General features: G+C 47.9%; 12 protein-coding genes and 1 riboswitch. Of the genes, 9 read left to right on the top strand and 3 right to left on the bottom strand.

The window, feature by feature from the left end; genetic code table 11:
* Positions 1-15: 15 nt before the first annotated feature.
* From EKK48_19465 to EKK48_19455, 3 genes are all read left to right on the top strand, one after another.
* Entirely contained in the window at positions 16-966 is a 951-nt protein-coding gene (locus tag EKK48_19465; protein RTL39229.1) for an alpha/beta hydrolase, read from the top strand.
* A gap of 141 nt (positions 967-1,107) precedes the next feature.
* Positions 1,108-2,229: a hypothetical protein gene (locus EKK48_19460; protein ID RTL39228.1), complete on the top strand. Its 1,122-nt coding sequence runs from the start codon at positions 1,108-1,110 to the stop codon at positions 2,227-2,229.
* A gap of 225 nt (positions 2,230-2,454) precedes the next feature.
* Positions 2,455-2,739 carry a DUF427 domain-containing protein gene (locus EKK48_19455; protein ID RTL39227.1) on the top strand — a complete coding sequence of 95 codons (285 nt, stop codon included), beginning with the start codon at positions 2,455-2,457 and terminating at the stop codon, positions 2,737-2,739.
* 94 nt (positions 2,740-2,833) lie between these two features.
* On the opposite strand, the gene EKK48_19450 is transcribed toward EKK48_19455, so the two are convergent.
* A complete protein-coding gene (locus EKK48_19450) occupies positions 2,834-4,981 on the bottom strand; it encodes a molybdopterin oxidoreductase family protein (protein ID RTL39226.1) in 2,148 nt (715 codons plus the stop codon).
* A gap of 530 nt (positions 4,982-5,511) precedes the next feature.
* Between EKK48_19450 and EKK48_19445 the strand changes: the two genes are divergently transcribed.
* Positions 5,512-6,444, top strand: coding sequence for a D-amino acid aminotransferase (locus tag EKK48_19445; GenBank protein ID RTL39225.1), 933 nt, complete (start codon positions 5,512-5,514; stop codon positions 6,442-6,444).
* On the opposite strand, the gene EKK48_19440 is transcribed toward EKK48_19445, so the two are convergent.
* A complete protein-coding gene (locus EKK48_19440) occupies positions 6,434-7,651 on the bottom strand; it encodes an N-methyl-L-tryptophan oxidase (GenBank protein RTL39224.1) in 1,218 nt (405 codons plus the stop codon). The two genes, EKK48_19445 and EKK48_19440, sit on opposite strands and share 11 nt — an antisense overlap.
* An 80-nt stretch (positions 7,652-7,731) precedes the next feature.
* On the opposite strand from EKK48_19440, the gene EKK48_19435 reads away from it, so the two are divergent.
* The 5 genes from EKK48_19435 to EKK48_19415 all read left to right on the top strand — a co-directional run bounded on the left by EKK48_19435 (position 7,732) and on the right by EKK48_19415 (position 15,096).
* Positions 7,732-9,261: a hypothetical protein gene (locus EKK48_19435; protein RTL39223.1), complete on the top strand. Its 1,530-nt coding sequence runs from the start codon at positions 7,732-7,734 to the stop codon at positions 9,259-9,261.
* 146 nt (positions 9,262-9,407) lie between these two features.
* A riboswitch (cobalamin riboswitch) is annotated at positions 9,408-9,539 on the top strand.
* Between the two features lie 116 nt (positions 9,540-9,655).
* The gene (locus tag EKK48_19430; GenBank protein ID RTL39222.1) at positions 9,656-10,051 is read left to right on the top strand and encodes an acyl-CoA thioesterase; all 396 of its coding nucleotides are present in this window, start codon (positions 9,656-9,658) and stop codon (positions 10,049-10,051) included.
* 339 nt (positions 10,052-10,390) lie between these two features.
* On the top strand, positions 10,391-12,181 hold the full coding sequence (locus tag EKK48_19425) for an ATP-binding cassette domain-containing protein (protein ID RTL39221.1): 1,791 nt from the start codon (positions 10,391-10,393) through the stop codon (positions 12,179-12,181).
* Positions 12,182-13,588, top strand: a complete 1,407-nt coding sequence (locus EKK48_19420; GenBank protein ID RTL39220.1) for an HlyD family efflux transporter periplasmic adaptor subunit — start codon at positions 12,182-12,184, stop codon at positions 13,586-13,588.
* Entirely contained in the window at positions 13,585-15,096 is a 1,512-nt protein-coding gene (locus tag EKK48_19415) for a TolC family protein (GenBank protein RTL39219.1), read from the top strand. The genes EKK48_19420 and EKK48_19415 overlap by 4 nt, the downstream gene beginning before the upstream one ends.
* A gap of 142 nt (positions 15,097-15,238) precedes the next feature.
* On the opposite strand, the gene EKK48_19410 is transcribed toward EKK48_19415, so the two are convergent.
* Positions 15,239-15,712: an ArsR family transcriptional regulator gene (locus tag EKK48_19410; protein RTL39218.1), complete on the bottom strand. Its 474-nt coding sequence runs from the start codon at positions 15,710-15,712 to the stop codon at positions 15,239-15,241.
* Between the last annotated feature and the right edge of the window lie 51 nt (positions 15,713-15,763).

The raw sequence follows: 15,763 nt of genomic DNA, 5'->3' as shown, positions 1-15,763 counted from the left end.
CTGGTGCCATGTTTTATGAATTCTTCGTTGGCAAATTTGTTTCGAGCGAACTGGACCGCTAGCATTGCTCTGACCGTTTCAATACTGGTGTTTTGCATGATAGCTCCCGGCATTATGCCAGCACCGGCTTTGAATCCAGTGCAAACTGAAGAGTCAGGCATGCGGATTTATCACGATCTTGCATATACTCCCGACGCTAGACCAAGTCAGTCGCTTGACCTGTACCTGCCAAAAGCACCTTCGAAGCAGCCCTTGCCTGTTGTCATTCTTATCCATGGTGGCGGATGGCTCGGTGGCGATAAAGCTGATTTTGCAGGAGTAGCGCATGAGTTTGTGTCACGCGGATTCGCAGTGGCGATAATAAACTATCGACTTAGCAAAGAGAATATTTGGCCCGCACAAATACTGGATTGCAAATCAGCAGTGCGCTGGCTGCGAGCGAATGCAAATATATACAATCTGGATTCAAAGCGATTTGTAGCTGGAGGACATTCTTCCGGAGCGCATTTAGCGGCATTTCTTGCCGCCACAAATGGTATCAAAGACTTCGACAAGGGCGCCAATTTGGCATCGTCAAGCGATGTGCAAGCAGTACTCTGGTTCTCAGGAATAGCAAATTTGATTACACGTGCATCAACACCAGGTTATGAAATTGTGCAAAACAAGAAGAGCGACCAATCTCAGCTAATTGGTGGACCCACACTTGAGAATCGTGTCGTCGCGCTCCAGGCTAGTCCCGTTAATTGGGTGTCGAATAAAACAGCACCATTTTTCTTCGAGGCTGGTACGGCCGATAAAGTCGTTCCGTCAAACCAGATCGCGGAAATGCAGGACGCGCTGAAAAAGCATGGAATATATTCCGAAGTTTATTGGTTGAACGGAGTCGGACATTTTAGTCCGGAGTTTTTTGACACCAGGCATTTAGATTTGATGCATAGGTTCTTGAAGAAAGTTTTGGCTCTCTGAAACTCGCAGTCTTGCGCTATCTGCGAGAATCGAAGTTGGGTGAACCTGACGAATCAAAGTTTGGTGGCAGCCTGCAAGACCTAAATTTTTTCCAAGTTCACCCTATCTGCGCAATGGAATTGTCACAGTTATCCAGTTAGATTGGACGACAACTCTGGAATTGAACCTGGTATTGCTGTGGACGAGTTTTGTAGTGATTCAATCGATCAAACATCCTTGCTTGCAGCACCAAAAGGTCTCATTTCGAGATGCGCATATTTGGCGTTGATTGGCGAACTTGAAACTGACAGCAGATCAGTAATAAAACGTCTCGGCTCGACCGGAGAGCACGGAAAACAACTTCAAACTGAGCTTGACAGACTGAGAGTTCCTGTAGAAAAGGTCACGATTTTCAACAGAGCTGCTAGTGGATATTCTCAAGAAGGATTCTTCGGTAGAAGCGGAACACTTGGCACGAATGGTTTAGGAAAGATTACGTACAGGCGAAATCTGTTTGATAGTTTTTTTGACGCTGTTACGCACACTGGTAACGTGGGCCCGAGAACTTCATCTGCTTTTACGCTTGCGCATGAGATAGGGCATTTCGATGGTATTCATGGCTATCAACTTTTTTCAAAAGGAGCAGATCCGAAACTGGTTGCAAAGTCGAGCATTTTAAAAGAGACTAGCGCGATAGTAAGCGCGCTGAAATGGCAGCAAGAAGTGGGCAAGACAATTCAAGACTCTTCGATTCAATTCGAACAACTTCGTGCCGGGAAGCTAGGAAGCTATATCAAACAAACATGGACCTATCCCGAATTGAAATCTTTGACAAACTCTGAGGCCGATGCTATCTCTGCTTCGTACATCAAAAAGGCTTTTCCTGGTCTGCTTAAAACAGACGGATCTCTCGGGAACTATTCTTTAAATGACCTACAGAAATTTAACCGCGGCAGCAAAATTCCTTCCCTTGAGTCTGTTGTTTCAGAAAATCTGGGTAATTCCGCTAGACGAACTTTTGGAAGCCCCTTAAAAAAACTAGCTTTGTTTGGCGCTCTTGCAACTATCAACGAGATTGAACATGGCTTCAAACAATCTCCGAAAGAGGGGATCAATGCGTTAATAGACACCGGTGTTGCTTGGTTAGGCTGGGAGTCAGGCGTGAAGCTTCTGTTGAGAAACACAGCAACAACAAATCCATTTTTGTGCATAGCAGCAGGAATTGCCGGAAGTGTCTGTGCAGACATGACCCTCAAGAGAATTAGTCACCGATCAAACTATTGAGCGTCTCTCCGACTTTTATTAGCTAGGCTGGTCAGTCTATTGCAATTGTGTCCGTTGTCCGGGAAGGGCACCAAAACCGGTGCGGCTGCCTTTAGTCCCATTTATCATTCTTTCTCGACTTCCACATGGGTGTCGTAAAGGTCGCTGCTGCGCGGAGTTAATAAGTGATCCAGAAGTTGTGCTTACCTGGTACCATCGTGTTTGTTACCTAAAGGACATTTGCCAGTGGTTCGTGCTATTTGGAAGAATACAATCATCGCGGAGAGTGAGCAGACGAGGACTGTCGAAGGAAATTACTACTTTCCTCTGAATTCCGTGCGGCAAGAGTATTTGCAAGATAGCTCGACAACAAGCGTTTGTGGTTGGAAGGGTCAAGCAAACTATTACAGCATCAAAGTCGGAGACGACGTCAATAACGATGCGGCATGGACTTATCGTCAGCCCAAAGAAGAAGCTAAAGAAATTGCCGGTTATATAGCCTTTTGGAAAGGCGTGCAGATCGAGGTCTAGACAGTCACCTGGGACGGGGCGCCGCGGAAAAATGGCTATCCCGACAATTGCAGACCGAATGTTGGACGGCGCGAGCACATAGTGCGCTTTATCTTCATTCCTTCTCTACTTCCACAAGGGTGTCATAAAATGTTGCTGCTGCACCCATGTCAGTCAATCGTTGTGAAGTAACGTCATTTGCATTAGTACCGTCGACGGTGAGTTTTTTCCACCAGATGGAAAATGCCACAACAACACCTTCTCTGGCGCGCTCGGAAACTCTTGCTCTTGCACCGAAAGCTCCCCGGTCGTTGAAAATGCGCACGCGGTCACCGTCTTTGATGCCGCGCACACCAGCATCGTTCGGATGGATCTCCAGGAATGGTTCTTTTTCTGATTTTAGAAAGCTGGGCAGGTTGGCAAAACTCGAGTTTAGAAAGTTATGTGCCGGTGGCGAGATCATCTCCAATGGAAATTTTTTCGATAATTCCGGTGCAGTGCGCACAGACTCAGTGGGTGGTATGAAACAAGGCAATGGATCGATGCCGAGTTTGGCAAGCGTTTCACTGTAAAACTCACACTTGCCTGAAGGGGTTGGAAAGTTACCCTCCGCAAATGGTGCGTAAATTTCTGGAACCGATAAGCGCTGCCAGCCCTTCTCCTTTAACTGCTCCAGTGCAATGCCTTGCATATTCGGATGACTGGTCAAAATCGCCTGCCCGGCAATTTCTTCATCAGTATCTGCAAAGCACTCGTCTATGAAACCCATGCTTTCAGCTAAAAGTCGGAATACTTCGCTATTCGGTTTAGCTTCTCCGATTGGAGCAATTGCCGGTGCATTTGCCAGCATGTACAAATGCCCGTATGACTTGTGCACATCGAACTGTTCGAGCTGAGTTGTCGCAGGCAAAATGATGTCTGCATAGTCGGCTGTGTCGGTGTGGAAAATCTCGTGCACAACCGTAAATAGATCCGGTCTGGAGAATCCTTCTATTACCTTTTTCGAGTCTGGTGCAATAGCTACAGGATTTGAGTTGTAGACAAAAATAGCTCTAATCGGAGGATCTAATGGTGTGAGTGTTTGTTCAACATTCGTTAGACCATCTGGTGACGTCGCAGTTTTTACGGTTCGGTTATAGCCCAACAGTGCGTCGCCGAGCGCTGACATATTAATCGTGCGCGGATTATTCCAGATCAGATCTGGGCGAAGAAGCTTATTGTTATCGATGCCGAAATTGCCAGAAGCTGAAAGTAATATTCCACCTGATGGGTGGCGCCAAGCGCCGATGAGTGCCGGCAAGCATGCCACTGTTCTTACTGCCATGCCACCGCCCGTATGACGTTGCATGCCATAGTTCAATCGGATCACTGAGGGTGTTATCGTTGCGTATTCTCGTGCTAGATTTACAATGGATTCTTGCGAAATGCCTGCTATCTCTGCTGCTCGCGCTGGTGTCCATGCCGCGACACGGTCTCTCAGTTGTTCGAATCCGACCGTATACTTCTCTACATAGTCAGAGTCTGTCAGATTTTCCGCAATGATTACATTCATCATTGCGAGAGCCAATGCGCCATCGGTGCCAGGTTTGATCGCCAGATGCTGATTGCATTTTTCTGCCGTCAGCGATTTATAAGGATCGATGGCTATTAACTTTGCACCTTTGCGTTGTGCTTCCAAAATCTTAGGCCACAGATGGACATTTGATGTGATTGGATTGGAACCCCAGATAATGATTAGTTTGGAGTCGACAAAGCGCTCCATGTCAGTGCCAATGGTGGCACCAACCGTATAACGGTAACCAGCACCACCGGCGCTAGCGCATATGGTGCGATCTAATAGAGACGCGCCGAGTTTGTGAAAGAAGCGATGGTCCATCGATGAGCCCTGAACGAGCCCCATGGTGCCGGCATAGCTGTATGGGAGAATTGCTTCTGGTCCAAACTCTTCCGCAATCGATTTGAACTTGTCTGTGATAGTGGCTATTGCGTCTTCCCAACTGATTCTTTCAAATTTTCGTTCGCCTTTAGCTCCTACCGATCTCATTGGGTGCAAGATTCGTTCAGGGCTGTATGTGCGTTCAAGGTACCGATTCACCTTTGTACACAAAAATCCGTCTGTGGTTGGATGATCAGGAGCGCCTTTTACACTTGTAGCTTTGCCATTCTCAACTGTGATCACCAGCGCGCAACTATCAGGACAGTCATGGGGGCAGGCGCCTCGCACGATTGTCTTTGAGTCCAAATTCTTCTGCGCATCTGTCATTTGGAAAAGCCTAACATGCCTTCGTACTTATTCGTGTCTGGCTTGCCTGAACCTCCATTCTTGGATGTACCGAGAATAGCGTCCTGTTTTTTTACGATGAAGTTGAGCAGGCGAGCAGGCGATCACGTTCGATCAGCATGCACTGAAGAGCAATTATCATTTGGTTTAGTAAGTCCAGTTCGCTTTGCTAGACGAACTTGTCTGATATTTCTCGCCAGGGAGTTGTATCCGCTACGTAGAATGTCGCTGCTCAGAGTGCCGAGACAGTTACCGACAATGCTCCATATCACCAGAAGCACTGTTTTTTTCTTTAGCACGGGAAATCCTCACATTAGTACTGTTTTCGAAGTTGTCGATGATCAGGAAGACGCTCGGGTCCCTCGAAAGGTTCGTTCTTGACATTAGCATTTGCTCACGGTAAGCAGTCAATTTTGGCTCGTGAGCGAATAGATTTGCGGCATCACGGCGAATGGGCTGCCCAAATTGCCTTAGAATGTCTTTTATCAATCATTGTCAGGAAAAGTAATTGAATGAAAGCATCATCAGCGACTTCAGGTCATCCAGATCAAGTAACCAATCCCACACACGATGCTCGCCAGATAGTTGCCAACTGGAACGGGCAGCAGATGCCGCTGGCAGACGTGAAGGTGTCGGTGCTCGACCGCGCATTCACATTTGGAGATTCGATATATGAAGTCGTGAGGATTTACGGTGGTCAATTATTTCGATTCAGCGATCATCTCGACCGCATGCGTAATGGATTGAACGACCTTAAGATTAAAGCTGATGTTTCTGAAATTGAGAAAAACGTTCGTCTGACTCTAGCCAACAGTGGCGTTCTCGACGGGATAGTTTATATCCAGGTCACCAGAGGTGAGGCGCCTCGCCAACATCGTTACCCGGAAAATTGCCAACCCAACGTCCTTATATACGCAGACAGGATTCAGACTATTACTCCGCAAGTGAGAGCGGAAGGCGTCAAAGTAATTACCCATCCGGATATTCGATGGGGAAGGAACGACATTAAGCAAACAGGTCTAACTGCAAACTGCATCGTGGCGCAAGCCGCAGCTGAGAAAAATTGCAGAGAAGCGATCATGATCGATGCTCAGGGATTAGTTACTGAGGGCAGTCATACAACCATATTTGGTGTTAAAAGCGGCAAGCTTATTGTGCCGCCTCCGTCACCCAAAGTTCTTCCCGGCATAACCAAGATACAGGTATTAGAGTTCGCTCAATCGATGGGCATCGAAGTGGAGCGGAGGTTTATCACAGCCGAGGAATTGTTTGGGCTCGATGAGGTATTCCTAGCGGGCACCACCTGTGAAGTGTTGGCGGTCGTTTCAATCGACGATCGCGCCGTAGGAACGGGTCGGCCCGGTCCAGTATTAACGCGCCTGGAAAAGGCTTTTGAACAGGTTATTCGTGAGCACGCGCCACCGAGTTCTTCGGCTAATTCTTAACCGCCGCCATCTCGAATCCACTGATATCGAGTTTGCTCTTACCGAACAATGCTAGCTCAGCGAGGCATTCGCCGACAGCCGGTGAGTGTTTGAAACCATGTCCTGAGCAGGGCGAAGCAACGATTATTGCCTTAGATCCAGGCAATTTGTCTATCACAAAGCGTGAATCAGAAGTGTCTGTGTACATGCAAACTGCCGAGCGCAGGCATTTATTCGATACTCCGTCAAAACACCGCTGCACCTGTTGATTGTATATGGCATCAATTTCTGCTTGCGTGATCTCTCTGTTCACCGTATCTGGTGTCACTATTTCATTGAATTGTGGGCTGGCTGTTTTGAATCCGCCGTCTGGTCCATCCAACGCCGGCATGCCGTAGCTGGAGGCAAGGTCATCGTGACCTTCCCAGATAAAGATGGGGAAAGTGCCGGGCTTGAAACTATCGTAGTGAGATTTGATGTCGAACCAGTACATCACCTGGCGCGCAATGCTAAAGTGACCTGCCAGTGCCGGATGTTCTTTTAGAAGCTCGGGCAGCCATGGACCAGCCGTGATTATGAGCTGGTTGGCCGTGTATTCAGCTTGGTCTGTTTTTACTTTCACGCCATTCTTTGTTTCTTCGAAGTTCAACACGGTTTCACCGGTGTGAATAGCGGCGCCGTTGCTTCTTGCCACATCGAGCTGTGTCTTTATGCAGGTCTCTGGGAAAAGCACTCCCGCTGCCGGCTCGTAGTAGGCGTATTCGCTGTCTGATACTTTGAAAACGGGAAATCTCTTTCTTATATCAGCGGGCTCAAGTGTTTCGTATTTTATATTGTGGATTTTTGCCGCAGCTACTGTAGTTTCAAAAAAGTTCTGCACATGGTGCACACCCTTAGTATTTTTGTTTGAAATCATCAATCCGCCGCAACTGAGTAAAAGTTGATTGCCGGTAAGCGACTCCAGTTCCTGAACGATTTCGTACGAACGCAGCGCGAGCGGTGTGTATTCCACGCCTTCGCCTATAGCTTGCCTGGTGATGCGGCTGCCTCCGTGACTTGATCCCAAGGTGTGCGGAGGGTTGTGTCTGTCGATGCCGAGTACTTTGTCGCCTCGTTTGGCTAGTTGGTAGGTGGTTGCGCTGCCCATGGCGCCAAGCCCGAGAACGATTGTGTTGTAGCTTTGGGGCACGACTGTATCTCGATAGGAAACCCGTAAATTATATCTCAAGATGATTTTCCGCAGCAGTCGTTGCAAGTCACCGGTTTTCGGGAAAAGAGCTTTATGATGAGTTCCCGATCTGGTATGTCATGGCGAATATTGCACCTCCCAAGCTAACTGCGAATTTTATTCTTCAAATCTGCCTGGTTTGTTTTATTGCTTCCCTCGATGCAGGGGCTAAATGCGAAAACAAATGCGAAAACAGTACAAGCAAATATCTTTCGGATTCAGGCGTTGGCAAGTCGTTTCTGGCGAGCATGGCGAACCCAGACGGAGTGCCGAACCGAGGCGGAGTGTCGAACTCAGGCGGAGTGCTAAAACCATCCGACGCAGAGGCAACCGCCAGAGACTTGATTGCTAACGGTAGTTACGTTCGAGCGCTTGATGCCCTTTCACATTCGCCGTCTTCCGAGATGTGCACGTACTACCGAGGTGTCTGTTACGCGCACCTGAACCAGAGTAAACTAGCGCTCAAACAATTTGCGTGGCTTTACTACTATGGCAAAGATGCCCAAATTCACAAGAGCGTCGTGCCGTATATAAGAGATCTGGAGCAACGTAAGCCGAGCACAGACGCTCACAAAACAGTACTTCAGAACATCAATTCCTTTCAGCGAGACCAACTGAAAAGTGACGAATCGGCTAATGATTTCTTCGCCGTTGTTCGACTTTACTTCGATAAGTGGGATACTCAACATGATGGAATTTTGACTGGCGATGACATTTCCAGGGCGCTTCAAAATCCCAACAACACACCCGAAGAGGCGGTCGCGCTCGCGGCTTTGAAAACGCAGGAGCGCTTCGACTACAGAAAAGATTCGAGCTTCGCACCGTTCACACTTTCTGAGCTGGCTAACTTGCAGAACTCGTTGGCTTTTGGCGATAAAGATGCAAAATCGCTGGTGCGCTTTTACAGAACAGGCATCAACAAGGTCGAACATCAGACGATGCGATTATTCGCGCACCGGTTGCCTCACATTAATGGTATCAAGCAAGGACACACTTCTGATTGTTATTTCCTTGCTGTCGTCGGCGCAATCGTCACCGTGGATCCCGAGGCGATAAAGCGGATGATTTCAACCAATGCAGATGGAACTTATACTGTACACCTTCAGGGTGTTTCGCCGGTTACGGTCGGGGTGCCCACGCTTGGTGAGATCGCTACGTATGCTGACTCGGGTGGTGATGGTTATTGGCTCACCGTTTTAGAAAAAGCCTACGGCATTCGCAAGGAAGAGTTGAGCACGAAAGGTGGCGGGTTTGTGGAGCCACTAGATGCGGTGACAATTCATGGCGGAAACATGATGCCTGTTGTGCTCGGTCTTACTGGTCGTGAGGGACGATACTACAGCTTCAAGAAAGAAGACGATCGACAGAATGCGCGCCAGATCATTGCCAATGCCGAATCGGCCAAATGTCTGATTGCAACTGATGTGCCAGGACATTGTCTAACGTTGATTCGCTACGATCGGATGTTAGATCAGATGCAGATCTGGAATCCCTGGGGAACGTCGCAATACTATGATAAGGCGGGCGTACAGATGAACAATGGCTTTTTCACGCTGCCGACAGAGGACTTTCTTCAACGATTTGAAGGCTTCTGTGTTGGAAGTATCTGAAGAGAAGTGAATAGTGTGAATTTTGATGACACTTGATTTCTTAACATCCATTTTTGAGCAATGCGGTTAGAGGTGACATGGTAACTTATGCTCGATTGTAATTTTTGCAGGTCTATTTCTCCAGGAGGAGCACGCGCTCAAACTTAGCTGTTCAGCAAAACTCGGGATCGTTAATACGATCTGGTGGGGGAAGTGTGGTGAAAGTCCACCGCTGTCCCGCAACTGTGAAGCAAATTAATTTGCCAGTCAGACTACCCACCTGAACACAAAGCAATCGATATTACCTCTTCGAGGCAAGGAGGCCAATTTCGCTGACCACAAGCATTGTGGCTCATACGAGATCGCGTTCCTGGTTTTGAATCAGGGACTTTTTATTTTTCTGTGGAGCTTTTAAATGACTTTATCTACTGATCTTTCTAAACATGACACTTGTATCGTCGAAATGGTTTTTCCGACTCAAACTAATCACTATGGAACGTTGTTCGGTGGTCATGCACTTGAACTGATGGACAAAAGCGCATTTATCACCGCGTCACGCTATGCTCGTAAATCGATGGTTACGGCATCGTCTAGCAAAATTGATTTTCATGCGCCCGTCAGGCAAGGAGATTTGGTCGAAGTAATCGGTCGAATAGTCAAAAAAGGAAGAACGTCGCTGCAGGTCAAAGTGGAGCTTTTCAGTGAAGACTTGCTTTCTGGGGAGCGGCAGTTATGCGCACAGGGTGATTTTGTTCTTGTGGCAGTTGATAAGCACAGCAAGCCGATTCCACTCGACGGAACCCAGCGTTGATCACGGTTTAAGTGGTAACTGTGAATGTAGTGAGAACAGTCGGCACACTCGTCTGGTTTAACCAAGCGCTTGCCTGTGCAAAACATTTTGATGCCGCTGTCGCCTTTATCCTGGTGCAGTTTTCCTGTATCTCATTCAGGTCAGCGATTTATTGCTGGCGATTTCTTATCTCCAGATCTCAATAAATAATCACAGATCAGAAAGCGTATTGAAAGATTTTGCTGCCAAATCTGTCTGTAGATGCCAAATTTGTTATTTCTGAATATTCAAACTATTGCATATGTGCACATGTCGTGCTAGTCTGGATTTATGGTTGCAAAAGGGTGCCAGTAAGAACTGATGTCTCTTCGACTTGACATTAAAGAACAGAGCCCGCTCGAGCGCTTTTGGTCTCTGCTGATCGCTGATAAGCGTGATTTAGTAATATTGATTATTTATACGCTGATTAATGGCTTGGTATCATTAGCAGTGCCTCTTGCCGCACAGGCTCTGGTCAATACGATTGCTGCCGGCATTTTTCTGCAGCCACTTGTAGTTCTTTCGTTGCTTGTGCTAGCCGGACTCATGTTTGGCTGCGTTCTGAGAATGCTCAAGTTCTGTCTAGTCGAAAATCTCCAACAGCGAATTTTTGCTCGAACGACCGTCACCCTTGGTGAACGTATACCTGCAATTAAGGCATCGGCACTCAACACAGAGTACATGCCTGAATTGATTAATAGGTTTTTCGATGTAGTAACAATTCAAAAATGTTGGGCTAAGTTGCTTTTAGAGGGACCAACAGCGCTGCTTCAAATATTAATAGGTTTGGTGCTGATGGCGTTTTATAGTCCGTTTTTGCTCGCTTTCGACCTGATCATAATTCTATTTATTCTGTTTGCAATCAACATTCTTGGTGTTTTCGGGCTACGTACGAGCATCGAAGAGTCTGTATTGAAGTATCGAGTAGCAGAATGGTTGGAAGACATGGGTCGGTGTCAGACTGGATTGAAAACAAATGGGTTCAGTCAGTTTCTGGCGAGACGAACAGACTCTCTGGTTCTTGATTATCTGCGAGCCAGGCGAGAGCATTTCTCGGTGTTATTCAGGCAAGCTCTCGGAACTTACTTCTTTCAAGCAGTAGCCAGTGCAGGCATTCTGGCCGTTGGAGGTTGGCTTGTCATCAATAGGCAGCTTACTCTTGGGCAGCTTGTGGCGGCTGAACTCGTGGTGCTGAACGTGCTGGGCGCGTTGGAAAAGCTGATTCGGAATTGCGACACCTTCTATGACCTTCTAACCGGGTTGGCTAAAGTTGGTCATATAACAGACTTGCCTCTAGAGCGGATGGACGGGCTCGATTTGCCGGAGCGAGCAGAAGGTCTGTCTGTGAAATGTAACCAGGTGCGTTTTGCTTACGAAGGACGCAGCGAGATATTGGCCGGCTTGAATCTTGTTATAGAAGGCGGACAAATGGCTAGTCTAGTCGGTGAAAGCGGTGCCGGCAAAACAACCCTTGCTTCGGTAATTTGTGGTTTGCAAGAGGCTCGTACAGGAACAATTGAAATCGGTGGGTTCGATGTTCGCGATTTGGATTTGCTCAGTCTTCGAAAACAAGTAGGATTTGTTGGAGAAGCTAATGAAATATTTGAAGGGACTATCGAAGAGAACGTCAGCCTTGGGCGACCGTACGTTTCTCATCAAGATGTTCGTTGGGCTCTTGATACTGCGCAGTTCAGTAATGACCTCGTGCATCTGCCTGAGGGCTTGAACACTGTCCTCATCAGCGGTGGTCGAAATCTCAGTCGAGGTCAAGTTCAGCGCATATTGATCGCCAGAGCCATCGCCGGACACCCTAAATTGTTGATATTAGACGAAGCCTTCACGGGAATAGACGAAAAGACGAAATTGAAAATCATCGAAGCGTTATTTTCGAAGTCGCATCACTGGACAGTCATGGACATATCACATGATGCCGAGGTCGTCGTGCGTTCTGACGTGGTCTATTTGCTGGCAGACGGGCAGATTAAGGAATCAGGTAGTCCAGCTGATCTTGCTTGGAGACAAAGCAGTGAATTCTCTATGCTTTTTCCAGATCTGGCTGCACAGATTCGCTCTGTAGAAAGACGCAAAAAGGAACGGGTTGCAAGTAAGTAAATGACTGTTAGCGACAACAAGCTGGATACTTCAACTCAGAGAGTCGACTATGAATCTCTCAGAGTTGTTGCGACATCTCGCGGCTATGGCCAGGTCGCGGTCTTGTTGGCTGTCTTGTTGATTTCAACTGTCTTGATTCTGGTCTATGCACCGTGGCAGCAAAGCATCACTGGCAGTGGCAAAATCATCATTCTGTCACCAATGGAGCGACCACAGAACATTGAAGCTCAGATTTCAGCAAGATTGACCAAATGGTTTGTCCGTGATGGGCAAACAGTTAAGCAAGGTGAGCTGATCGCTGAGCTTTCAGATATTGATCCAAAATTCCTGGACCCGGAACAATTGAAACATCTTGAAAATCAAAAAGCGGCACTGACTGCCCGCAGGGCGGCAGCTCAGGATAGACACAAAGCGCTTGAGCAGCAGTTACTTAGTCTCAAGCAATCACAAAGCGCCGCAGTTCCTTCAGCTAGCGAGCGAGCATTGCAAGCAGACGATCGCTTCAAGTTAGCGCAGCAGGCTGTTGAAGCCGCGAAACAAAACCATGTAACCACTACACTGAATCTGCAGCGAATGAAAGAGCTGTTTGAAAAAGGTTTGAGATCGAAGCGCGATCTCGAATTGTCTGAATTGGACAATACCAGAGCACGTACTGATCTGGAGCGTGCCCATGCATCACTGGAGATTGCCAGGCACGACCAAAAATTGGCCCAACTGGACCAGTCTAAAGTGCGAGCCGATACTGAAGCTTCTATAAGTAACATCGCTGCATCTTTAGCTAGCGCGCAGGAGACCGTAGAGTCAACTTCTGGCGAAATTTTTAAGTTGGATGTGGAACTGCAAAATCTCAATCAACGCATCAAGCAGAGAAAGGTCTACGCTCCGACTGCAGGCCGTATCGTCAAGCTGCAGTGTGTAGGTGCAGGTGCTACAGTCGACGCCGGTACAGTTCTGGCCGTGATCGCTCCAGATACGCGCGACCTGGCAGCCGAGTTGACTATCAGCGACAATGACGCGCCCCTGGTGTCGGTCGGGCGACCTGTGCGTTTACAGTTCGCCGGCTGGCCTGCTCTTCAGTTTTCTGGTTGGCCCTCTATTGCTGTAGGTACTTTTGGTGGGCGAGTTTCGGTAATCGATGCTATTGACGATGGACGAAATTGTTATCGAGTGATCGTAAGACCGGATGCAGAAGCGATCGCTCAAGGCAGAGACGAGCCATGGCCTGATGCGAAATTTCTGAGACCCGGTGCTGAAGTAAGTGGCTGGATTATGCTCGATACCGTCAGTCTTGGGTTTGAGTTGTGGAGGCAATTTAATTCATTCCCTCCAACAGTAAAACTTGAGGAACTTGGTTTGCACAAGACCCCAGAGAAAACAAAGTCTGATGTTAAGCGAAAAAGTAAATGAAGCATCTAGGCACATTGCTAATTAAACTCGCATCAAAGAGGAGATTGCCGGCGACAATTCTGTCATGTGCAATACCCCTTCACATGGGCGCTCCGGGGCATGCGCTTCCGGAGACTAATCGCGACACTTCACAGGGTCAGATTTTGGGTGGAGCTGTTTCAGCGTCCAACAGTGACGGAGATAAGCTTTCACTTGACCTTTTTCTGCAGCTTGTGGAAAAGAATTATCCGAAGTTGAAGGGGGCAGATGCGGAACGTCGCATTGCAGGCGCGAAACGGCTTGAAAAAGCTGGAGCTTTCGACCCAGTCATTACCAGCATCAATGAGTATTTAAGAGTGCAGGATATTTTTAAGCCGGGAGTAGCCAAAGATGCTATACACAATGAATCCAGGCTTGACTTGCTGACGCGATCTGGTATCAAACTCTTCGCAACAGCAAGACTCAATCCGAATGATACAAAGACTCCATATGTTCCTACTGGTAGAGCCGGCGAATATGCGGCTGGAATGACTGTTCCACTTTTGCGCGGTCTGAGAGTGAATGAGAAGAAGGCGGCTGAGGATCAAGCCAAGCTTGGTGAACCGGTTGCTGCTCAAGTCTATGGCTTGTCTCGATTGGAAATTCTCCTCAAAGCAGCTGCTCTTTACTGGGAATGGGTTGGAGCTAAGGTGCGGATTGGGGTGGCACGAAACTTGCTTGCGGTGTCACAGGTTCGCCTCGATCAGATAAAAGAACGTGTTCAAAAAGGTGATTTACCGGCACTGGATATTGCCGAACAGGAACAGGAGATCCAGAGACGACAGGCTGCGGTGGTTAAGCACACGCGAGAGTTTCAAAAGGCATCTATCTCAGCTTCCGTATTGCTCTGGGACGATTCCGGCACTCCAAAACCGATGCCTGACTTAGCGGATGTGCCTGATCTTAAACCCGAGCCGCGCAAATTTACTGACTCAGAGTGGTTGGAAGGGCGCAAATCTGCACTTGCTCTTCGTCCAGAGTTGAAGAGAATTTCGCTCGAACGAGAGCAGGCACGAATAGATTTGAGATTGGCTCAAAATATGATACTGCCCGCGGTGGATGCCTATGTGCTGCAGGGAGCTGACACTGGCTACCAGGGAATTGGTCCGGTAGTTCGCGCAGGAATGGCTATGTCTTTGCCTCTCAGGCAGCGCACCGCCAGAGGGCAGGCACAGGCTGCTCAGTTGAAAATACAGAAACTCAATCTGGATGAGAAGGCTGAGAAGCAAAGAATTCAGGCTGAAGTCGATGACGCTGTCTCCGCCATCAATACTTCTTACGAAAAATGGGAAGCGACTGTGCTTGAAGTTAAGAAAGCAAGGCAAGTCGAGAGTGGTGAGCGGATGCGCTTCGGTGCCGGCGATGGTACGTTGTTTCTCGTTAACCAGAGAGAACGCGCGACTGCAGAGGCTGAAATGCGGCTCGCTGAGGTGCACGTCGAGTATCTTCAGTCTATGGCTGCATTCCGAGCAGTAACGGGTCGGCTGTGAACCTCGAGCTGGCTAATTTTAGGTTGCAAAATCACGTTTGTCGATTTTTTCTCAAGCTGGCGGCTGGCTATTCCACTATATGCTGCCCTGACTTAGAAGAAGGTTCAGCTGATAGGAAAAAGCTACAGCTGAAAGGAAAAAGCTACAGCGATTTTACGAGTGACATGAGTCTTTCCTCTAGTTGTTCTTCTTCAGTTTCTTCCAGGACTTCATCCTGATTTCCTTGCTGCTGAATGTTTTCGCTCTCAGTGGTTTTTGACCACAGATCAACTACTCGTTGAGCTGCCGACTTAAGCAATCGTGAATCGGACGCATCAGGCAAAATGAGTGGTATACCTTGCACTATCCAGGGAGCTATTTCTGGTGATGTGAGCCGGTACAGCACCTGCCTGCCATGACGTCTCTCCTTGATCAAGTGGTGTGCTTTCAGTAGTGCCAGGTGCTGTGAGACAGCTGATTGTCTGACACCAAGGATGTCTTGCAAGGAGTTGACGCAGAGTTCACCGTTGCGTAATTCGACGACTATCTGCAACCGAACCGGGTGAGCCAGTACTGAGAAGAGTTCTGACAATTGTTTTGCGACTAAAACTCTATGCGGCATAACACCCCCGCCCATTTTAACTGTTGCTTATTTGCAAATATTTGCATATCATAATTATTGGATAAT

It is taken from the genome of Candidatus Melainabacteria bacterium (genome assembly GCA_003963305.1).
In the GTDB taxonomy this organism is placed as follows: Bacteria; Cyanobacteriota; Vampirovibrionia; order Obscuribacterales; family Obscuribacteraceae; genus PALSA-1081.
This window is presented reverse-complemented; position numbering and strand designations above follow the sequence as displayed.

What these genes read in the sequence shown, in the direction of transcription:
- EKK48_19465 (RTL39229.1), top strand. Translation starts at nt 16, where the DNA reads ATGAATTCTTCGTTGGCAAATTTGTTTCGAGCGAACTGGACCGCTAGC.
- EKK48_19450 (RTL39226.1), bottom strand. Translation starts at nt 4,981, where the DNA reads ATGACAGATGCGCAGAAGAATTTGGACTCAAAGACAATCGTGCGAGGC.
- EKK48_19445 (RTL39225.1), top strand. Translation starts at nt 5,512, where the DNA reads ATGAAAGCATCATCAGCGACTTCAGGTCATCCAGATCAAGTAACCAAT.
- EKK48_19435 (RTL39223.1), top strand. Translation starts at nt 7,732, where the DNA reads ATGGCGAATATTGCACCTCCCAAGCTAACTGCGAATTTTATTCTTCAA.
- EKK48_19430 (RTL39222.1), top strand. Translation starts at nt 9,656, where the DNA reads ATGACTTTATCTACTGATCTTTCTAAACATGACACTTGTATCGTCGAA.
- EKK48_19425 (RTL39221.1), top strand. Translation starts at nt 10,391, where the DNA reads ATGTCTCTTCGACTTGACATTAAAGAACAGAGCCCGCTCGAGCGCTTT.
- EKK48_19420 (RTL39220.1), top strand. Translation starts at nt 12,182, where the DNA reads ATGACTGTTAGCGACAACAAGCTGGATACTTCAACTCAGAGAGTCGAC.
- EKK48_19415 (RTL39219.1), top strand. Translation starts at nt 13,585, where the DNA reads ATGAAGCATCTAGGCACATTGCTAATTAAACTCGCATCAAAGAGGAGA.
- EKK48_19410 (RTL39218.1), bottom strand. Translation starts at nt 15,712, where the DNA reads ATGGGCGGGGGTGTTATGCCGCATAGAGTTTTAGTCGCAAAACAATTG.